This is a genomic window from Candidatus Hydrogenedentota bacterium (genome assembly GCA_013359265.1).
Lineage (GTDB): Bacteria > Hydrogenedentota > Hydrogenedentia > Hydrogenedentales > SLHB01 > JABWCD01.
This window is the reverse complement of record JABWCD010000020.1, coordinates 58,295-79,008: the sequence shown is the minus strand read 5'-3', so window position 1 is coordinate 79,008 and position 20,714 is coordinate 58,295. Positions and strand designations below refer to the sequence as shown.

At 59.9% G+C, this 20,714-nt stretch carries 15 protein-coding genes; 2 read left to right on the top strand and 13 right to left on the bottom strand.

What is annotated here, in order from left to right:
• Position 1 precedes the first annotated feature (1 nt).
• The 9 genes from HUU46_17225 to HUU46_17185 all read right to left on the bottom strand — a co-directional run bounded on the left by HUU46_17225 (position 2) and on the right by HUU46_17185 (position 15,097).
• Positions 2-1,894, bottom strand: coding sequence for an ABC transporter ATP-binding protein (locus tag HUU46_17225; GenBank protein NUM55392.1), 1,893 nt, complete (start codon positions 1,892-1,894; stop codon positions 2-4).
• Positions 1,891-3,717: an ABC transporter ATP-binding protein gene (locus HUU46_17220; GenBank protein ID NUM55391.1), complete on the bottom strand. Its 1,827-nt coding sequence runs from the start codon at positions 3,715-3,717 to the stop codon at positions 1,891-1,893. Before HUU46_17220 ends, HUU46_17225 begins: the two co-directional genes overlap by 4 nt.
• Before the next feature lie 5 nt (positions 3,718-3,722).
• A complete protein-coding gene (locus tag HUU46_17215; GenBank protein ID NUM55390.1) occupies positions 3,723-7,364 on the bottom strand; it encodes a response regulator in 3,642 nt (1,213 codons plus the stop codon).
• A gap of 23 nt (positions 7,365-7,387) precedes the next feature.
• Complete coding sequence (locus HUU46_17210) at positions 7,388-7,972, bottom strand: response regulator (protein NUM55389.1); 585 nt, start codon at positions 7,970-7,972, stop codon at positions 7,388-7,390.
• A gap of 168 nt (positions 7,973-8,140) precedes the next feature.
• Entirely contained in the window at positions 8,141-8,947 is an 807-nt protein-coding gene (locus HUU46_17205) for a hypothetical protein (GenBank protein ID NUM55388.1), read from the bottom strand.
• Positions 8,944-9,537: an RNA polymerase sigma factor gene (locus HUU46_17200; GenBank protein ID NUM55387.1), complete on the bottom strand. Its 594-nt coding sequence runs from the start codon at positions 9,535-9,537 to the stop codon at positions 8,944-8,946. Before HUU46_17200 ends, HUU46_17205 begins: the two co-directional genes overlap by 4 nt.
• Before the next feature lie 6 nt (positions 9,538-9,543).
• Positions 9,544-11,136, bottom strand: coding sequence for a hypothetical protein (locus HUU46_17195; GenBank protein ID NUM55386.1), 1,593 nt, complete (start codon positions 11,134-11,136; stop codon positions 9,544-9,546).
• The gene (locus HUU46_17190; protein ID NUM55385.1) at positions 11,133-12,500 is read right to left on the bottom strand and encodes a glucose-6-phosphate isomerase; all 1,368 of its coding nucleotides are present in this window, start codon (positions 12,498-12,500) and stop codon (positions 11,133-11,135) included. The genes HUU46_17195 and HUU46_17190 overlap by 4 nt, the downstream gene beginning before the upstream one ends.
• Before the next feature lie 23 nt (positions 12,501-12,523).
• Positions 12,524-15,097: a DEAD/DEAH box helicase gene (locus HUU46_17185; GenBank protein NUM55384.1), complete on the bottom strand. Its 2,574-nt coding sequence runs from the start codon at positions 15,095-15,097 to the stop codon at positions 12,524-12,526.
• A 115-nt stretch (positions 15,098-15,212) separates the two neighbouring features.
• Between HUU46_17185 and HUU46_17180 the strand changes: the two genes are divergently transcribed.
• Both HUU46_17180 and HUU46_17175 read left to right on the top strand, forming a co-directional pair.
• Positions 15,213-16,289 (top strand): hypothetical protein, encoded by a 1,077-nt coding sequence (locus tag HUU46_17180; GenBank protein NUM55383.1) that lies wholly within the window; start codon positions 15,213-15,215, stop codon positions 16,287-16,289.
• Positions 16,286-17,026 carry a hypothetical protein gene (locus tag HUU46_17175; protein NUM55382.1) on the top strand — a complete coding sequence of 247 codons (741 nt, stop codon included), beginning with the start codon at positions 16,286-16,288 and terminating at the stop codon, positions 17,024-17,026. Before HUU46_17180 ends, HUU46_17175 begins: the two co-directional genes overlap by 4 nt.
• A gap of 1 nt (position 17,027) precedes the next feature.
• Here HUU46_17175 and HUU46_17170 read toward each other — a convergent pair whose 3' ends face one another.
• Genes HUU46_17170 through HUU46_17155 form a run of 4 tightly spaced genes read right to left on the bottom strand, consistent with a single transcriptional unit; the run spans position 17,028 to position 20,709 of the window.
• A complete protein-coding gene (locus tag HUU46_17170; protein NUM55381.1) occupies positions 17,028-17,591 on the bottom strand; it encodes a GNAT family N-acetyltransferase in 564 nt (187 codons plus the stop codon).
• Between the two features lie 56 nt (positions 17,592-17,647).
• Positions 17,648-19,075: a UDPGP type 1 family protein gene (locus tag HUU46_17165; protein ID NUM55380.1), complete on the bottom strand. Its 1,428-nt coding sequence runs from the start codon at positions 19,073-19,075 to the stop codon at positions 17,648-17,650.
• A gap of 6 nt (positions 19,076-19,081) precedes the next feature.
• Positions 19,082-19,444 carry a hypothetical protein gene (locus HUU46_17160; protein NUM55379.1) on the bottom strand — a complete coding sequence of 121 codons (363 nt, stop codon included), beginning with the start codon at positions 19,442-19,444 and terminating at the stop codon, positions 19,082-19,084.
• An 11-nt stretch (positions 19,445-19,455) separates the two neighbouring features.
• Positions 19,456-20,709, bottom strand: coding sequence for a DUF1573 domain-containing protein (locus HUU46_17155; protein ID NUM55378.1), 1,254 nt, complete (start codon positions 20,707-20,709; stop codon positions 19,456-19,458).
• Between the last annotated feature and the right edge of the window lie 5 nt (positions 20,710-20,714).

Here is a 20,714-nt window from a genome sequence, read left to right as displayed (position 1 = left end):
CTTAGGCCGCTTCCGGCTGATCCTTATACTGCAACCGATAGAGCGTATAGTAGAGGCCGCGATGCGCCAGCAGTTCCTGATGGGTGCCCACCTCACGGATTTCGCCGTGGTGCATTACCACGATCCGGTCCGCGTGTTGCACCGTCGAAAGGCGGTGCGCAATGACGATTGAGGTGCGCTCGTCCATCAGTTTCACAATCGCGTCCTGAATCAAGGCCTCGGTCGCCGTATCCACGCTCGAGGTCGCCTCGTCCAGCACGAGAATCTGCGGGTCGTGCGCGAGTGCGCGCGCGAAAGCCAGCAGTTGGCGCTGGCCCGTGGACAGATTGCAGCCGCGCTCGCCGACTGCGAAGTCGTACTGGCCCGGCAGCGATTCGATGAACGACGCCGCGTTTACGTGTGCCGCGCACCCGCGGACTGCGTCATCGCTGATTCCCGGACTGCCCAAGGTGATGTTGTCCCGGATGGTCCCCGAAAAAAGGAACACATCCTGCAACACGATGCCGATTCGTTTGCGTAGTTCGGTCTTGTCGTAGTCGCGCACATCCTTGCCGTCAATCAATATGCTTCCGCGTTGAATATCGTAGAACCGGCTCAGCAGATTGATAAATGTCGTCTTCCCCGCGCCAGTATGACCGACGATGGCGACGCGCTGGCCCGGCTCGATCGTCAGATTGATCCCTTTCAATACGGGAAGCTCGGGGTCGTATCCGAACCATACGTCGCGGAACTCGACGCGGCCCTGAAACATCGAGGGCCTGATCGCATTGGGTTTGTTTGGGATGTCCTCCGGTGTATCGAGCAGCGTGAAGATGCGCTCGGACGACGCCATCGCCTCAAGCAGTACATTGTACCGATCGGTCAGCGCCCGGATTGGGCCGTACAGGCGTTCCGCCCATTGCAGGTACGCGAAGAAAAGTCCCACCTGCACAACGTCTTGCCCCGTCGCCTGAAGTCCGAGCACTTCCCATCCGTGATACAGGATGATCAGCGCAAGCGCCAATGTGCCCAGAAAATCGATCACGGGATAGTAGATTGCGAAGTTTCGAATCTGCCGGAACCATTCGTCGCGGTGCTCGGCGTTGATGACGCGGAACTGCTCGTAACAGCGCGCCTCCTGACGGAACACCTGGACCACCCGCATGCCGCTGACGATTTCCTGCATGTACGCGTTCAGCTTCGCCACCTTACGCCGCACTTCAAGATAAGACCGCCGCGCATACCTGCGAAAAACCATGCCCGTAACGAAGACGAACGGAATCGTCGAAAGGACGATCGCTGCGATCTGCCAGTTGGTCCACACCATAAAGACGACAACGACGACAATGGTGAACATGTCGCTGATGGTTTGTTCGACTCCGGCGACGATTGTCGCTTGCACCTTTTCCACGTCGTTGGTCACGCGCGTCATCAGGCGGCCGAGCGGGTTCTTATCCAAGAACCGCAAGGACATGTTCTGGAGGTGCGCGAAGATGCGCATACGCATCTCGAACATCGTTTTCTGGCCAATCCACGCGACGATGACCATTTGGGCGTATCGAAACGCCGACTCGGCCAGGAACAGCCCGCCAATGAGCAGCATAAGCCGGGACAATCCGCGGCGGTCTTCCAGTTTCAGTTGTTCGAGTTGCGCAACCGCCGCGGCATCCGGCGTTGCCGAAACGGCAAGCGCTTGCTGTGCCTGCATACGTTCGGGATTGTTCACGTAGGTGTCAATCGCGTTCATCATGATGAGCGGCGTAAAGTTGCCGAGCACCGATGCAACGAAAAGCAACACGACGGCCACGGCAAACCAGCCGGCAAATGGCCTGACGTATCCCAACAGACGCCGCATCAGGCGCGCGTCGTAAGCGCGTTCGTGAGCCTCGTCTTCTGTGTGGAATCCTGCGCTCACGCGGTCGTCTCCAGTTCTTCTTCCAACAGTTGCCGCTCGTGCATCTCCGCGTATTGACCTCCCAGCGCGAGGAGTTGTTCGTGCGTGCCGCGCTCGGCGATGCGTCCGTCGCGCAGCACGAGAATGAGGTCCGCGTGCTGCACGGTCGAAACACGATGCGAGATGATGATGCTGGTGCGTTGAGTGAGGACATCCATGAGGCGCTGCAGAATTTGTTCTTCCGTGTGCGTGTCCACGCTCGACAGCGCATCGTCGAGAATCAAGATGGGGGCATCCATAACAACTGCCCGTGCAATGGCGAGGCGCTGCTTCTGACCGCCCGAGAGATTGACCCCGCGTTCGCCAAGCAGCGTTTCGTACCGGTTCGGAAACGAATTGACGGTCTCGGTGAGTTGTGCGACGTCGGCAGCGTAGTCGACCTCGTCCTGCTCCGCATCCGGCCGCCCGAAGGTAAGGTTCGCGCGGATCGTGTCGGAGAAGAGAAAGGTGTCTTGCGGCACATATGCAATTCCCGATCGCAGCGTCTGCAGCGGGAGGGTTCGAATATCCACTCCATCCACGCGCACGATACCGCCAGCCGGTTCGTACTCTCGCGTCAGCAGCGAGACGATGGACGTTTTGCCGGATCCCGTCGGGCCGACAAATGCCACCGTTTGACCCGGTTGCACGGCGAACGAAACGTCTCGCAGCGCCGTGCGCCCATCGTAATCGAGCCGCACACCGTCGAACTCGATTGCCCCGCGAATCGAAGTAATAGAGTGGTCCGTCATTGCCGTATCGCGGATGGCGGGAGTTCTTGCCATGTACTCCGAAATTCGCTTCATGCTTACGGCCCCGCGCTGGTACAGGGTCATCACCCACCCAAACTCCGCCAGGGGCCACGCCAGCAGCAGCAGGCAGGCCATGAACGCCGTGAAATCGCCGAGCGTGAACGGCACACGATCGAGCGCAATTCCCGCGTCAGTACACGCGGGCCGCGACACGATTGCGCCGTCAAGCACCATGCCTCCGCCCCACCAAATAACGAGCAGCATGACCGCGCCCACCATCATCCCGATCACGGGCCAGGCGAACGACATTACGACCGAGAGCTTGATGCTCTCCCGCATGTATTTGCCGGATTCCTTTCCAAACGCGGCGATTTCGATATCCCCGGTGCCGTACGCCTGGACGACGCGCGCCCCCGCGAGGTTCTCCTGCACCTTCGTCGTCACCACGCCGAACTGGTCCTGTACGATTTGCGACTGCTTGTGCATGTAGGTGATAAACAGATAGACCAGCAGCGAAACGACCGGGAGCGGTATACACGCGACCAAGGTCAAGGTTGCGCTGTAATACACCATCACGGCGAGCGTGAACGGAAGGCGCAGCATGTCTACGGTGCCCATTACGCCCGGGCCAATCAGTTCGCGTACGTAGGCGATGTCGTTCGACGCGCGGGCCAGAATCTCGCCCGTTGGAGTTCTAGTGAAAAACTCGCGCGCCTGCGATTGAACGGCGAGGAAATAGTCGTTGCGCAGATCGAATTCGAACCGGCGCGACGCGCCAATTATGAGCGTTCGCTCGAAGTAGCGGGCGACACCGGTGACGATCCCCAATCCGATCAGGGCACCGCAATACACCACCAGCATCGGCCGCGTAAGCGCCTGTACGGTGAACCGATCGACCATATGGCCCAGCACCATCGGCATGGCAAGGCCCACCAGCGAGAAGAACATCGCCAGAACGAGACCCGCGACGTATGCGCGCCAGTACTTGCGGTTGTAGCGCAGCAGGGTCGGGAACGGCCGGCCGATCTTGCCGGGGGGAACATGGGACATCACTTCGATCAGACCTCGCGCACCATCCGCGGCGTGGCAACCGACTGGACAAGTTCGAGCAGGTCTTCGGCGTGGAACGGCTTGAGCAAATACCCGTCCGCCCCGTAGTCACGGTATCGCGACGAAGTGCTGTCCACGGGTTTTGCAGTCACCATGAACACTTTGATGCCCGTCAACGTATGATCGCGTTTAAGCCGCCTGCATGCCTCCCACCCATCCATGCCGGGCATGGCGATGTCCATGAGTACTACGCCGAATTCGCGGGTGAGTGCGAGCCGTAGGGCCTGTTCACCCGAGACGCAGGTGACAACGTCGAAGCCCTCGGCCTCGAGGCAACGCTCGATGAACCGAAGGACTTCGGGATCGTCGTCGACGCACAACACCTTATGCCCGAGCGGTTCACCGGTCGACAGGCTTTGGCCGATGGCGTATTGAATTCCGCTGAGAAGCGAACTTTTTCTGAAACTGCGCTTGACGCGGGACGCGACAAGCGACCGATACCGCGCGTAGAGTTCTTCGTCGCCGGTCATCATGATAATCGGAATATCGCCCGCCGACTTGTCGGCCAGCAGCGCGTCCAAGAGCGGAGACGAGGCCGCATCGTCCTCCGTCGCGCAGTCGACGAGCAAGCAGTCGGGGCTGTGACGCTGGGCGAGGTTGATGCCATGTTGCGCATCAAGGGCGTGGATTACATCCATGCCTTCGGACTGCAACAACGTGCGCACTTGCGCGCTCAACGCGCGGTCCAGCGTCACGAGCTCGACGAGCAGACGCGTACCCGGCGCTTCGCCTTCGCCGCCGGTGTCCCGCATATCCGCGCGACGGACTCCCGCGAGCGGCAGCACGAACCGGAACGTACTCCCCTTCCCTACCTCGCTCGAGACGGTAATGCGGGTTCCGTGGAGTCGCGCTATGTCCTGCGAAATGGAGAGACCAATGCCCGTGCCGCCGTACTTGCGCGTGGAAGAGCTGTCATATTGGTAGAAACGCGTGAATACCTTGTCCAGCGCTTCCTGCGGAATTCCGATTCCTGTATCGTGGACCGCCGCATGGACACAGTCGTCTTTTATTGTGAATTCGACGACGATGCTCCCGTCCGCCTTGTTGAATTTCACGGCATTGGACAACAGGTTCGTAAACACCTGGCCGAGCTTGCTCTTGTCGCCTTCCACCAGGACGGGTTCGGCCGGCGCTTTCAGTTCGAGCTTAATCCCGCGGCTGTCGGCCACGGGCTGAATGACCTGCATGCTCGCCTTCGCGCAATCGCGCAGGTCGAATTCGTCGAAGACAATGGTCTCCGTTCCTCGATGCAGCCGCGAAAAGTCGAGCAGGTTCTCGATCAAGGTGACCAGTTTTTCGATATTGCGCAGGCTTATTCCGAGATACTCCTTCTGTTCCGCGTTCACAGGGCCCGCCTTGCCGTTGATGATCATGTCCGTATAGCCCATGACGGAAACGAGCGGCGTCCGCAGTTCATGCGACACGTTGGAGAGCAGGTTGGTTTTCATCTCATCCAAGGTCTTAAGTTCTTCGTTGGCTTCGTGCAACTTCTCCCGCGCCAGCGTCACTTCTTCGAGCGATTGCTGGAGGTTTTCGAGCAACTGGGCATTGCGGATGGCGACGGCGATGTGAGGGGCCATTTGCTGGAGCACGTCAACGTCGTGCTGCGTGAACGCGTCAATCCGTTGCGCGCCGAGGTTCAGGGTACCGATAATCCGGCCCGTTGCGAAGAGCGGAACGCTCACGCAACTGCGCAGGCCCGGCGCAAAATGGCCGTTTACCGGGGAGCCCGAGGCGTTCAGATCGGCCATGATGAGGCATTCGCCGGTCTTCAAGACGCGCGCGGAAACACTGTCATCGTGGCTCACGGTGTATTCGCGCGCGGGCGCGGAATGTTCGGGCCAAAGCGCCTGCGCCTCAAAGCGGTCGCCTTCGTCGTCCAGCAGCGCCAATTCCGCGTAATCGAAGTCGATCAACTTCTTCACTTCGACGACTAGGCTCTCGTAGAGGCGTCCCGCTTCCAGGCTCGAATTAATCACGTTCGCAATCTGACTGATGACGCTGAGGCGCTCGGCGCGGTCGCGCGCATCGCGTTCGAGACGAATGTTCTTCGTGACGTCACGGAAGATGCCCTCGATGCCGTTGGGCTTCCGGTCTTCGTCGTGGAGCAGGTTACCGGAAAGTTCGACGCAGGTGGCGCGTTCGTCGGAACGTTGCATCCAAATGCGCGACCGCTCGACGAATCCCTTCTCCTTGAGCTCGGAGAAGAAGCTGGCGACCTCGTCCACTTCCCGGAACAACGTGCGAATGTTCGTGCCGATTGCGTCGTCCTGCGACTCGAAGCCGAGGATTTCCGCCGCCGCCGGGTTCACGAAACCGATGACACCATCGAGATCGGCCTGGAAGATTCCGTCGCGCATTGAATCGACGAGGCCGCGATACTTTTCCTCGGATTCCTCCAATTGCCGAATATTTCGCTTGAGCGCGAGCGCCATTTTGTTGAACGACATTGCGAGCTCTTCGATTTCGTCACCGGTGCCGATTTTGAGCTTGAGTTCGAGGTCGCCGCGCTCGATGATCTGCGCGCCCTCGTTAAGCAGGAGCACGGGGCGCACTATGTTGTTGTGCACATTGCGGTACGCATTGAGGTAAAAGAAGCCAATCGACAGCGCGCATGCCGCGATGGCCAAGATCGACCAGAACCAAATCGGCGCGTAGACCATGGAAGCGGGCCGGCTGACGAGCACGAAGAGCGGGTAGTCGTCGAAAATTCGGTTGTACGCGATGAACGTTGCGAGCGCCGGGGCGTCGGCGAGCATTCGGGACACGACGGCGGTGCCACTGGCCCCGCGCGCCGGATCGAGCATGTATGTCCCGAAGTCCGCCTCGAGGGATTCGCGAACGAATTTCGGCGATTCGGCATTGGCCGTCGGTTCGAGCCGCCAGGCGACGACTTCGCCGGTTTCGTTCGGCGAGACGAGCCGGTAGTGATCTCCCACCGGCGGAGTCGAGTCACGCCGCGGATCGTAGCCCAGCCCGTACATGAGCAGCGGCGTGATGTCGAACGTTTCCGCTACGAAACCGATGCGTTCCGATTTGGTCGGGGAGAACACGGGCGCAACCGCCTGCGCCAGATAGCGGTCTTGGTCGGGCACGAATTCCAGGTCCATGAATCGCGGCGTCTGTACGCTCCACACCCATGCCGGGTGCGACGGGCGATCGCCATCGTTTATTACGTCCGTGCCATCAACAAAGTCCCCCTTTGCGTCGTACAGGGCATATACCGACATCGAACTCTCGGGGTAATCAATGTCCGTTCGCCGGCCCAGGAAATCGCGGACGTCGAACTTCGCCTGGCTCGAACTCAGTATGGAGGGTTTGCCATCCGGACCGCTTGGAATCAAAGCGCCGACGATTCGCGGGTTCCGGGCAAGACGGTCCAGCGCTTCCAGGCGGATGCTCGCCGCGTTGCGAAGGCCGTACGATGTCGTGTCGGCCGCGATGGACAGATTCTCTTTGACAGCCGACGTCTGCCCTCGGGCGGCGATAAGCAGGCCGACGATGGCGACGATGAGCGGCAGCGCGCCGATCAGGAGAATCGACTTCAGGATTCTCCACTCGATGCCACCGCGGGGTGTGCCGGCAGGCATGATGCCTCCTTCGTGCCGGTACGCTATTCTACGATGCGGCCGCGCCCGAGAAGCTCGCGCACTTTCTCCAACATCTGGTCGACCTTAAACGGCTTCGCCAGGTACTCGTCCGCACCGCAGGAAAAGATGCGTTCGATGTCCTGTTCCTTCGAGAGGCAGGTGACCGCCATGATTGGCGTGCCGCGCGTGAGTTCGTTCTCGCGCAGCGCCTTGCACACCTCGAAACCGTTAATCTCCGGCATCAGGAAGTCTAGCAGAATTAAGTCGGGCGACAACTGCGCGGCCTTTAACCCCACTTCGGTCGCGTTGCTCACTTTGATCAGCTCGAAGCCCTCATCGGTGAGAATCTTTTCCATGAGCGCCAACGCATCGGGATCGTCATCGACGATCATCACGCGCCTGCGGTTCGCACCTTTGTCGCGCGGGAACATGTCGTACTGTTCGCGAAACGCGTCGAGGTCATGTTCGAGAATCCGGTAATGACCGCCCGGTGTACGCGACGCTTTGATCAGGCCCTGCTTGATCCAGTTCTTGATGCTGTGATGTGTGACGTGACAAATCTTCGCCGCTTCGAATGTCGTAAACGCTTTTTGCTCGCGATCACTCACGTGCATTACCTCCGGCCAGTTGCCAGACAAGCCGTAACCCAAGCCACCCCAAATTACGCAGAATGAGCACCTTCTTGCGATAAGTATACCGCTCGTTTTCGCATTTTGTCAAATTTGAGCGGCAAACACAGTCTAGGCAAGAGGTTACGCGCGAAGTGTTGTAAAGAGTTAACCTTTGCCGCCACCGATTCGCTGTTGGTCAATCTCGTCAGGAGCCACGTCAAGCGCCAACGAATCCGACACTCGTGGGGCCCACCGCTGGACGAGCCAATACCAATACCACGCAGCGCTGCATACATAACACCACAACGACAAGGGGCCGGCAAGCAAACCTGCGGCAAAGACGAGCAGGGCGGGCAACAGCCCCGCGTACGACCTCCGGCGGGCGACGGGCGTCGAAGCGCGAGTGCCGGCCGATTGCATCGTCCACCATGCGAAAATGCCCAAGGCGACAAAGAGCACAGGCACACCGATGGAAGCCGGCGCGATCAGCGAAAGCACCACGAGACCAACGGATATCAGGAGACCGTTTACTTCGATGTGCCTCGTCACCACTTGCGGCTTCGGCTCAAATGGGTGCACGGTATCGGTTGGCTTGCTGATGTCCTGGACGTCGGGAAGCGGCTCGTCGTTCCGGATTGCGGCGACCTCGCGATACAGTGCCGCTAGTCGCGCCTGCGCGGCAAGATCGCCTGCGAGCGAAGCCTCCAAACTCGCGCGATCCATTTCGTCGAGGGCGTCGTCGATAAGAAGCGCCAGGGTCGTATCCTCGATTGGCTCCGCATTTTCGCGCGCACAATGCAGCAGCGCGCCCGACAGTTGCCTGGCTTCATCGCGTAATTCGTTCACGCGGGCGAGCAGCGCCGGCTGCGCGCGTATCATAGCCTCGACTCGCGCAGTCGCATCGCCTTGGAGCCGATTGCGGGCGTACGCTTCCAACAGGTGTTCGGTATTGTCGTCGATTGGACCGATCATGGCTCGATAATTCCCTGGCGTTCGAGAATTTGGCGCAACTTGCCTTTTGCGCGCCGGACGCGCGCGCTCACGGTATTTACATTCTCGCGCAGTATATCAGCCATCTGCGCGTAAGTAAGCCCCTGCAGGAAATACAGTTCGAGCGCAAGTCGGTCCCGGGTCTCGAGGCCGGCAACGCCGGCGCGCACCGCTTCGATACGTTCGCCCGCAATGGCCGTAACCGCGTGGGACGGCACATACGCCGGCTCGACGTCGCGAATCAGTGTGGTCGCTGCGCGATTGCGTAGCGATGCGCGGCGTAGATGGTCGATGACGTGGTTTCTCGCGATTACAATGAGCCACGCCTGGATCGACCGGCCTGAACGAACGCGATCAAGTAGCGCGCAGTTGTCTGCGAGGAGCTTTGCGAACACCTCGTTTGCGAGGTCTTCCATTTCATCGCCGGAATCGGCCAGCACGCCATAACGGTGAAGCGTTCGCGCGACGGCTTTGCGAATGACATCCACGTAGTCGCCGTAGAATTGCGCGCGCGCCGAATCATCACCGGACACGCACCGTGCCAATAGGTCGGCCGGAGTCGGAGCGGACATCTCAGCTCATCCGAGCGTCGCAAGGACGGCGCGGATCATCGCGATCTCTTCCGATTCCGTGCCGGTCACCAGCAAGGGCATCATCCACGGGTAAGTCCCAACGAATACGCGATACGCGATGATCCAGATGCATGCCGCGCACAGCGTGAGTCCGAACTGGACGCCGAGATAGCGCTTTACAAGCGATGCGTATACGGCGCGGTAACGTTTGCGGACAGCGGTTAAGTCATGCCGTTGCTCGGGGGGAATGCGTTTAAGCATGGACTCCGGGCTTGGAACATGAACGGCGGGCGTGACGACGCCGACAAGAATACCGGCCAGAAGTACAAGGTACCATACGACGGTAATCATGCCTTGCGCGGGCAGGTCGCCGTGGGAGCTGCGCTGAAGCGCAGAGACAAGCAGCAGCATTCCCACTTCGACGAGGAAGCAGACGATCCACGTTGTCCGAGCGAACGTGGAATGTGACACGCTATGCGCCGGCCCCTGGACACGGAGCACTTTGCCGATTCCGTACGCGATCGCAAAACACGCAAACGTGACCGCCATCGCCAATTCGAGGAGCGTCCACGGAAACCGGTATTTGTTACGTTCGGCGTCGATGACCGATTGGCGGCTACGTTCGAACTCGTCGATAGTTCGCAATGCCGGCTCGAGCTTCGCCGCGAGCGAAACGGCGCTCTCGTCCGGCGCGCCGCTCGTCACGGTCATCACGCGCTTTTGCTGCTCGACCGCGAGGGACATCACGCGGATCCCAAGGTAGAGCTGCAACGATCCACCGGCGAGTTCGGTCTCCGTTGTGGTTTGATCGATCGCGCCCATGGCGATGCGTCGGCCCATTGTCTCCATGACTTGGAGGTTCGCAATAGAATTGGCGGTCCGACCCGCGGCCAACTCTTTTTCCGAGGCCTCAAGCACAAACTCCGCAAATTTTTCTAACGGCGCCGAACAGAACTGCGTCATTTGGCGGCGAAGCAACGCAAACCAATGGCCCTGTCGAGGAAGATCTGGAAACCACATCGGACGGGGAAATGCGACTGGGTCCCCCGTGCTGTTCGCCTGCTTCACAAGCGACAGCGCTACTTCCGCGTCGAAATCGTCCGGGGTCAGCGTGGGAAGCACGGCCGCTTCGAGATACACCGCAAGGGCGTTGTGCGTACCGCCTTCCGCGGCCAAGCGAAATTGTTCGCGCGCACGCGCAAACAGTTGTGACTTGTACAACTGGCACCCGAACTTAATCGCCAAGTCGGCGTTTTGCGGATCGAGTTTGCTCGCGTTCTCGTACGCGGAGATGACGAGGTCGTCTTCCTCTCGCTCCGCGAGGGCTTCGTAATACTTCGACGACTGCGTCACGGCTTCGGCGTCGTACTTCACGGATTGCCGCAACAAGTTTCTGCCCTGGTTCGGCAGAAGCGTGAGCGCGCTGCGATACTTCTGTTCGGCAGGCGAATAGCGCCAAAAGCTTTCGGTGACCCACATGAGCACCGTGAAGAACACCGCGAGCGCGACGCCCCAGCGGAACGCGCGGCGCATGCGGCGCGCGCCAATGAGGTCTCCGCTGTCGCCGTATTCGGGAAGATGCAGGGGAGCGTCGTTCACCCCTTCCCTCCCATTAGTTTTCGCGCGATCTGTTTGCCCTCTTCAACACCCGGCTGGTCAAATGTGTTTACGTTGTACAAACGGCCTGCCATCGCCGTCTCGGCCTCGAGCATATACAGAAGTTGCGCGACCGTATGCTCGTTGACACGCGGGAGCGTGATGCGCGAGACAGGCCGCTTGCTCAGTGTCAACGCGTCGATTGTCCCGTGCAGTTCCGCGGCCATGAGCTTGTTCATGGTTTTGCCGCGCAGGTACTCCAACTCGGCCAGGCTGGCGAGCGTGTTCGGGATTTTCAAGGACGAATCGAACTTCGCCACTTCGATTACGTTGATCAACTTGTTGTTGGGCCCTTCACGATAAAGCTGAATCTGGCTGTGCTGATCGGTCGCGCCGAGTGCCTTAATGGGCGTCTGCCCTATGTAGACCTCGCGGCCGTCGAGACTGTTCTTCTTTCCGAGGCTTTCGGCCCACAACTGGCAATACCAATCCGCAACGTCGCGCAACGCGTCGGAATACGGCATCATTACCGACATGACCTTGCCCTTCTTTGTATCGGACAAGTACTGGATGGCCGCGCGGAGGTAGGCCGGGTTTTCGCGCAACTCGGCCCTTGCGCAGCGGACGTCCATCGCGGCGCAGCCCTCGAACAGGCCGTCGAGGTCCATGCCCAGCATCGCCGCGGGGAACAGTCCCACTGTTGAGAATACGGAAAAACGGCCTCCGACGTTCAGCGGCATCGCAAAGCATTTCAGATCGTATTCGTCCGCAACCGGGTGCAGCAGGCTTTTCGACGCGCCCTGCCCTCGTGGATTGGATGTAACCACGACATGGTCTTTAACCGCGCCCTTGCCGAGCTTCTTCTCGATCGCCTCGACGGCGATCATGAGTTGGCTCATGGTTTCCGCGGTGTTGCCGGATTTCGAGATGACGTTGTAGAGCGTTTTTTGTGGCGGGCACAACTTCATTAATCTCTTGAACGTGTCGGGATCGATGTTGTCCATTACGAAAATGCGGGGATGATTGCCGCGCGCCCGCTTTGAAAGCAGGTTGTAGAACTTCGAGCGCAGCGCGGTCACAAGCGCGGTTGTCCCCAGCGCGGACCCACCGATGCCGAGCACTACGAAATTCTCGTACCCGCGCTTCAAGAAATCCGCCGCAGTGGATTTCACATCGGCCAGCGTCGGCGTGTCTTCGTGCAGACCCCAGAAACCGTAAACGCCGTCGTTGCGCTCCTTGCGCAGGATCGCATGCGCCTCTGCAATACGAGGCTCGATCTCCTTCAATTCCGCTTTGGTTACGCCATGTTCTTCGCCGACGGCATCGGCCATCGCGCGGGAAATATCGATCTTGATATCGAGATTCATTCAGAAATCCCCTTCCGTGGTCGTCACACGCTCTTCGCGTCGAAGAATTTCCGTAAGGCCAAGTACACTCCTTCGCTTGGCCCTGAAACGACGCGGATTCCTGGAAGCGACTCCAGAAATACCTTTCCATAGTGCTTTGTCGTCACCCGGCGATCAAGAACGACGATTGCGCCGCGATCGGTCTTGCGGCGAATGAGGCGGCCGAAGCCTTGACGAAATTTTATGACCGCTTGCGGGACCGTGAAATCCATGAACGCATTGCCGCCGGCCTCCTCGATTGCCTCGGACCGCGCCTGAAGAATCGGCTCGGTCGGCACCCGAAACGGCAGCTTGGTCAGTACGACGCACTGCAGGGCGTCGCCTGGCACGTCTACGCCTTCCCAGAAGCTGTCGGTCGCAAAGAGGACGCTCGACGTGTCGCTGCGAAACCGGTCGAGCAGCCGCGTGCGCGCAGCGGCGCCTTGTTTCAGCGCGGTGATGCCCGCGGCTTTGAGCTCCTTCTCCAGGCGCCCGTGGGCGTAGTCCAACGCATAAAACGAGGTGAACAGAATGAACGCGTGGCCTTTCGTAATCTTTAGAATTTGGCGCACGCTTTCGACGGTGTCATCGTGGAACGCGCGTTCGTCCGGCGCAGCGAGATCCGTGGGCACACAGAGCAGCGCCTGCGTCTGAAAGTCGAACGGCGAATCGATGGCTACGCCCACCGGAGTCCGTTCGGGCACGCGGTCCAGCCCGACACGCGCGTTAAAGTAATCGAACCGCCTGCGCACACTTAGGGTCGCGGAGGTCATCACGAGCGAATGCAGATTGCCGTACACCCAATCGGCCAGCGGCTCTGCAATCTCGAGTGGGCATCGAACGATCCGAACGACATTGGTGTTTCCTGTCTCGATCTCAATCCAACGTACCGAATTCGGCGCAAGGGTTTCGCTCGTACCTTCCGCCAGCGTATTGGCCAGCTTGAGCAACCGGTCCCGGTAGGCTTCGAGTTGATACAGTTCCGTTACGAAAGGCGGCTCGCTGACGTGGTCCTCTGCCTTCGCGTGCTTCAACAAGTCTGCAAGCCCCGTCGCGCACTCCGCGCATCGCGCTACCTCCTCGACGGCGGGCAACACGTATACGGCGTGAATTTCGCGCAGGTCCTCGTCGTGCAGCACGTCCTGCGTCAGACGCCACTTGATTTCGCGGCCCATCTGCCCACAGCGTTCCGCGGTCAGGTGCCGGATGGCGTCGAACGCCGCAATCAACGCGTCGCGCGACGCGGCCAGCGCGGGCTGCAACTGGTTTTCGATGACATCGAGAATCTTCTCGATTTCAGGCATGGTGAGGTTGCTCTTGTCCTTGACCAGCTTGAGAGCGAGGAACGGCAACAGCCCTCGCTCGCGGCCGCGGTCCGTGCGAATGAACCGCGCGATCAGCGCAAGCGACCCTGCCCGCGTCGCTTCCGCGCCGAAATACTCTGTCGCGGAATCTTCGACGCTGTGCGCTTCGTCAATGATGGCGCGGCGGTAGGACGGCAGCACGGCCAACGCGGAGAAGTTTCCGACCTCGCGTTTGATCGCCAGATCGGAGAACAACATGTGGTGGTTGACGACGAGAATGTCCGCCTTGGCGACTTCGCGCCGCGCCCTGCCCAGAAAACATTTCTTCGGATTGGGACAATTTGACAACCGGCACGAATCCGCCTCGGAGCATACATTGCCCCAGACGTCCTTTGGAGGCACGAATGGCAGATCGGACAGGCTTCCGTCGGTCGTCCTCTCCGCCCAGTCCGCAATCGCGCGCAACGCATTTTGTTCATCGGCATCGCTAAACAGAGTCGCTTCGGATAGCGCACGCTGCAATCTTCGCCAGCAAAGATAGTTGTTCCGCCCTTTGACCAGCACGGCGCTAAATTCCGCTCCAAGCGCCCGCCGCAACACGGGGATGTCTTTGTGGATGATTTGTTCCTGCAGGTTGATAGTCTTCGTCGATACGACAACGCGTTCCTTGTTGCGCACGGCCCATTGGATCGCGGGCAACAAATAGGCAAACGTCTTCCCGACTCCCGTGGGCGCTTCGACGACGGCAATCCCGTCGGTGTTGAACGCCTCGGCCACGGCTTCCATCATCCGCTCCTGCTGTGGGCGCACCTCGAACAGCGGCACTTCTCGGGATAGCGGCCCTCCCGGAGCGAGGTCGCGCGCAAGATCGGAGACGTCCACTTTCTGCCGCGCGTCTTCAATGAACGGCTCGACAACGACGTAGACCCGCGACGCATTGTTATCGACGATATACACGCCGTGCCCATGAAATCCGTAGATACTCGATAGCTGCAGGTCCGCTTCGGATGGTGCGATATTCCCCGACGGGTGGTTGTGTATCACGACCTCTCCGGTCTTGAGTCCGTCGAATACCGCGGGCACCGCGCTTTCGTGTCCACGGGCCAGCACACGGACCTGCGCGACGCGGTGGTCCGCGTTGAGGACCCCCGCGAAGAACACTTCGCGCCCGCCGGTCTCCTGGATGGCAGCGGCCATCGCGCGCGACGCTTCCACCGTGATGCGCGACGCGGCCAGTTGCCCGAGGTTTTCATACTTCTGTGACGGATTAGGCATAAGCGAAGTATCGTACCGCTCCGAAGCCGCGGAACAAAAATGCGTGATTGGTCTGTGCGTATGCGTTTCGGTCCCGGCGTGATACCATGCCGCCAGGGTTACGGGGCCGTGCACCATGGTGGAAGAATCAACGTCGAGCGAATTGCACCCGCGTCACGACTGGCTGGATCAGGCGCGCGGCCTGGTCGTGATCATGCTTATTGTGTCGATGGGCACGGCTGAGTTTGCAGGCGACATGGTGCTCGGTGAGCCGGTGATCGGTCCGCCGATGCTCAATCATGGATACGACTATTACCACGGCGCGCCCGCGATCATCACGTTCGTCGACGTTGGGCAGGCGCTGTTCGTGTTTGTGATGGGATTCGTTGGATACGCGGCGTTCACCAGCCGATTAACGAAGCGCGGCCCTCGGTCCGCCTTTCTCTACGCCGCCCGCCGGGTACTTGTCTTGTATGCGCTTGCTGGGCTGGACTCCATTCTATTGAGCACGCTCGAGCGCGGAAGCCCCGAGTGGGCCGTCTTCTTCTACGGCGGCACATTCTCCGCCATCGCACTCGGCTCGTTGGTCGCGTTCGTGTCTATTGTGATCATTCCAAACGCGGACCGCCGGGCCGCGTTCGCGGCCGCACTCGTCCTGCTGCACGCGCTCCTTTTCGAGTTCCCAATATTCGATCGCTACACGTGGTACGACGACGTCCTGGGTCTGCCGAAGTTCCCCTTCGGCGCGGCGGGGCTTGCCATCGTTGCGATTTTCGGGTCGTCCTTTGGCCAATGGTATGTGATAGACCCTGATGAACCGCTGGCGGGATTTAAGCAACGTATGGTGCCCGTAAGCACGGCCGCCGTCATCGCCGCGTACTGCATGGACTGGCTTCAACCCGCCGAGCACCACGACGTGACCGCGTCGCTGCAATTGCAGGCGATCTATATGGGCGGATTTATGCTGGAGATCTTTTATACGTTTGGACGCGCGGGGTTCCGCTTCCCGCTTCTGAGCAGTTTCGGCAAGAACTTGCTTCTTATGTTCGCGGTGGGGGGCTTTGGCGTCAGCATTTACTGGAACTTCCTACCCAAAGAACTCTTGATTGCGGAACCGCTGATCGCTTTGTTCCTGGTAGGCATTCTACCGATTGCTGCGTTGGGGGTTTTCGCGAAGTTCCTCGAAAAGCGTGGCGTGATGGTGCGCGCATGAGCGACACGCCGCAACGCCCCACCGCCCGAGTCGCCCTGTGTGTTGCATTGCTTGCCGCGTTTGCGGTTGCGTTCCATTTTGCGCACCGGCAGCGCCTCGCGACCAAACCGCTTCAAGACGCCGGCAGCCGGTTCCATCGAATCTCTCTCCTGCCGCGTGCCTACGCCCAAACCCACGACGGCGTCTGGCCGCAGTTGGACGCGCAGACCCGCGCGTTCGCGCTGCCGCTCGGCGAAATACCGCGTGGATATACGATCGCCCCGCCGTACAGGTCCGATACAACCGAACCGATAGCCGCGATGGTGCTGAGTAACATTAATAACAATGCCGCCTACACGCTCGCGCCTGTAGACCCAATAGCTTCGACGTACATCTACTTCGGGTATGCCGTCACGAACGAAGTTGAGTTTCAGACTTTGGTGGATGCAGTGCGGCGCGGGGTTTCGCTCGAGGGAAACATTCCGGTCGACAAGGGGAAAGGCACGCTGGGATCGTCAAAGCTCTACCGCCTGCACAATAAACTGGGCGAGACGTTGGTGGCGGACGGCGTAATCCCGAGCGTAGACCCGGCGGCGCTGTCGCGCATCCCCGTGCTTATGGAACGCCCTCACGACGGGTTCGCATGGGTCATGTATTTGAGTTGGAAGTTCGAGCGAGCGACATTCCCAGGGCCATTCCCATTGTCCGAATCCGTCGTTTCAGCGGCTGGCGATCCGCGGGCGACAGAAACCAGGTAGTTCAGGAAGCGATGGCCCTGCGCAGCGCCGGGCCATTGAGTACCAGTACATCTTCGATGCCGTCCACGTCATCCAATTGTTGACCTACCTTCACAAACGCGAGGGATCGTGCCAGCGCTTGCGATGCGGCATTGTCTGGAGAGATGGACACAACAAACGAGTCGATTCCCCGTTCCATCGAAGCCCACCGCATCATACCCACCGCGGCTTCCCTTGCGTATCCGTTCCGACGATGGGGAACGTATATGCGATACCCAAACTCGATGCCGCCGGGGGCGATCGCACGCAGTTCCGGCGGGGCGGGAGGCGTGTGAAAGCCTATTTGTCCAATGACCGAATTCGTTTCCTTGAGCACGATCATGCGCACACACCACGGCATGTAGGACGGATCGGCTGCCAACTGGTCACGGCGCCGCTTCAGGTACGCGACATCGCGCATCCAATCGTCGCACATGAACACGCCTGCGCAGCGCTCTGCATCGCGTTGATTCCCCTCGATGCAGAGGTCGAACAACTCGAGCGTGACAAGCTGAAGCCGGAGCCGCGGTGTCTCGATAGAATGCATTGGGGCAGTGACGATACACGCCCGGCCGGGACGGATCGAATCATTCGGGATAGCAGTTATTGCAGGGACCCGTCTGGCAAAATGCAGATGTCCGAGCCTGCCGGCAGCGTCGCGCCACGCGCCTTTTCGACAAATTCCTCTTTCGACAACGCGAATTGCGGGCTGATCTCGATAGCGACGGCGACATGACCTTTTGCGTCGCGCGTGATGCGATGGCCCGCTGCCTCGATCCAGCCGGCCCAATAGTCACGCATCGCACGCCATGCTTCTTCCACGCTGTTGTCGCCGCTGAACTGCTTTATGGGTGTGTATTCACCGGCCCGCTCGATTTCGAGCGCGATTGGAGCGTGCCTGGTGAAGCGCAGGGCGTCGAACACAAAGGTCTCGAATTTGTAGCCGTTCGGTATATCCGGCTTTACCAGCACTCCCGACGCATCGACGAACGGAATCCTTTTGTGCGCGCGGTGCCAGGGGAACTCGCGGAAATTGGCATAAACCCGTTCGACAAAGCCGACCGACAGAATATGAATCGCGGGGTTGCCCGCGTAATACACCGGCTTTCCGTCTGCGTCGACATTAAGTAACTGCGGATAGATGTCCAGCTCGCTGTATTCGATCGTTCGGTACTGTCCGTCACAGATACAATGCACGCCGACCGACTCGCGCGGCTCGGTCTTACGGTGAATCTTCGAGGACATCTCCCCGCCGCGGAGCACGTGATATCCGATGAAATACGGGTCGGCCACCTTGAGCGCCCAGTTGTCGACCTGAAAGTAGCTCAGGGTGTCAACGCCACGCCCGTGTGCGTCGCGCGCAATGCCCTTCTCGACAATCGCGGGGATGGTCCCGCCGTGCCCGTTGGGGTTCATCGCCAGCGCGTGGCGCTCCTCCAACATGAACTTTCCATCGGCGTCCATGCACGGCACCATGCGCTGCGTGAAGAACGTAACGTCGCGCTCGCGCAATCCGAAGTAGTTGTGCGCGTGAAAGAACTGGCGCGTCGCCGCTTCGTTCGCGTCGCTGACCATGATGTACCACGGCAGGACGCAACCATAGCGATTCTGAATGTTGACAATCTTCTCAGCGTGAAACGCGAACAGCGAACGCTTCGAAATGGGCCCGATTGGGTAGGACCCCTTCGGGCCATCGAACCCGAGACGCGTTCCCTGGCCGCCCGCGACCAGCAACAAGCCGACACGGCCTGCGCGCAACGCTTCCTCCCCCGCGTCCCATGCCTCACGTGCGTCGGCGCGCGTTGCGTCGGCGCACGGAATAGTCGGTACCGGCTCGATCGTGGCGAAGTGTTCCGGAGGAGGTTCGTTAAAAATCCACTCCGCTGCAAGGCGTCGCATCAGATCGAAATCGATCGTCTCTATTTGCGCAAGTAAAGCATCGCGCTGTGGGCCGGTGATTGAATCCCAGAACCGCAGGACGTGGTCCTGCCCGTACTGCGCAAGCGCGCGGGAGGCTTCGTGATAGGTCATTCGGAGCTATTTGCCTTTGGGTGGTGCGAAGTAGCCCATGCGGTGCCGTTGCTCCTTGTTCGGAAGCAGCGTGGGCTTGGCGCCATCGGGCAGTTCGAATTTCGATCCGCAGGTATCGCAGATTCCGTAATCGAACCCCGGGTGCTCGAGGAACTCGCCGCACTCCGGGCACTTCGGTTGAAATCCGCGGTACAGTTCGCCCGCGCTCGGAAACGGCGTCCCGCATGCCGTACAGTCGCGCACCATCGACGCGCGCCGCCAACATTTCGAAAACATCTGATCGCAGTTGCACACGGTGCAGAACGCAGTACGCGCCACCAAGGGCATCGACTTGTTCTCGGGCTTATTCTTCTTGCCAAAGAAAAGCAATCAACGCTCCCTTATTGCGCGGGCGGCGCGGGCGCCTGGCCCTGAACGGACACGAAGGCGCGCATTGCATGCGGCACGGACTGATTGTCACCCGTAACCGTAAACATTACCGTTTCGTTCTTCAGACCCGGGGCCGCATCGGGCGCCACGTTTATGTATAAATCGACACTCTTCGGATCATCGGGTCGCGGCGCCACCTCAAGCGTCAAGCCTTCGCCGGTAACCGTCGCATCGGCTAAGGTAATTGGCACAATGCCGGTCACGGTCGCCTTGGCGACCTGCTTTTGACCCGGCGTCACCACGTCGCGAGCGCCAAGCGAGGCAGGCACGACCTCATAAAACGTCGATACGGAGCCGACAATGGCGATTCCGAAATCTCGCACGCGCGCCGCGGTCGTTACCAGCCACGCGCTAACGTCAATAGCGCCGGGCGCCGCCGTCGGAAGCAGCCTGACGACGAGTTCCCACTCGGCGCGTTGCGGCGACTTCCATTCCGCTTCGGGCAACTTCACGAGTTCCAACTCGATGGGAGATTCCTTCGCCGGGGCATCGGGACCGCTCCCGCTCGATGATGGCTCCAATTGCGCGGCCGTGATATCGAAAGGATCGTCTGTCAATTGGACGATGCGCATGCGCGCCTCTGCGCCCTTTCCGCGCTGCACCGTGCCAAAATCGATGAACTCCGGATCCTGGCTGAACTCGGGATCGACGTCCGCGGAAACGACGAGCGTGTAGTTGGCCTGGACAGGATCGTTCGTCATAATCGTGAGCACTTTGCTCGAATGAAACCCGTGAATGAGTTTTGGATCGACGGTTACAACAAGCGTCTCCTGCTGACCGGCCTCGATTGTCGTAATACGCCTTCCATCCGAACGGACCGCCGCCCGCTCGAAGTGGCCCAACGTACAATTGCAGCTCGTCGTTATATCCATGACGTCGATCGGGAGGCCGCCGGGGTTTTTGACCGTAATACGCTTCTCTGCCTTGCGGTCGCGCGCAATGGTACCCATCGAGACCGGCTGCTCGCTGAATTCGAGCGGTTTGTGCTGCGACAGATCGACTTCGGTACTCGGGACAAGCCCGTCCGTGATTGTCGAGCCACGTCCCGACTCTCTGATTTCGTTGACCTGACTGAGGAACTCGTCGGTCGTACTGAGCGTCTTTTTGCCAGGCCCCTCTCCGGACGGTTTCACGAGCGCCAGGACAACGATTACGCCAACCACAGCTATAATCGCGACGACAAGGTGGGATGAACGAACCTTCATACGTA

Coding starts and splice junctions, on each gene's coding strand:
- HUU46_17215 (NUM55390.1), bottom strand. CDS start 7,364: ATGCCTGCCGGCACACCCCGCGGTGGCATCGAGTGGAGAATCCTGAAG.
- HUU46_17205 (NUM55388.1), bottom strand. CDS start 8,947: ATGATCGGTCCAATCGACGACAATACCGAACACCTGTTGGAAGCGTAC.
- HUU46_17200 (NUM55387.1), bottom strand. CDS start 9,537: ATGTCCGCTCCGACTCCGGCCGACCTATTGGCACGGTGCGTGTCCGGT.
- HUU46_17190 (NUM55385.1), bottom strand. CDS start 12,500: ATGAATCTCGATATCAAGATCGATATTTCCCGCGCGATGGCCGATGCC.
- HUU46_17185 (NUM55384.1), bottom strand. CDS start 15,097: ATGCCTAATCCGTCACAGAAGTATGAAAACCTCGGGCAACTGGCCGCG.
- HUU46_17180 (NUM55383.1), top strand. CDS start 15,213: ATGGTGGAAGAATCAACGTCGAGCGAATTGCACCCGCGTCACGACTGG.
- HUU46_17175 (NUM55382.1), top strand. CDS start 16,286: ATGAGCGACACGCCGCAACGCCCCACCGCCCGAGTCGCCCTGTGTGTT.
- HUU46_17170 (NUM55381.1), bottom strand. CDS start 17,591: ATGCATTCTATCGAGACACCGCGGCTCCGGCTTCAGCTTGTCACGCTC.
- HUU46_17165 (NUM55380.1), bottom strand. CDS start 19,075: ATGACCTATCACGAAGCCTCCCGCGCGCTTGCGCAGTACGGGCAGGAC.
- HUU46_17155 (NUM55378.1), bottom strand. CDS start 20,709: ATGAAGGTTCGTTCATCCCACCTTGTCGTCGCGATTATAGCTGTGGTT.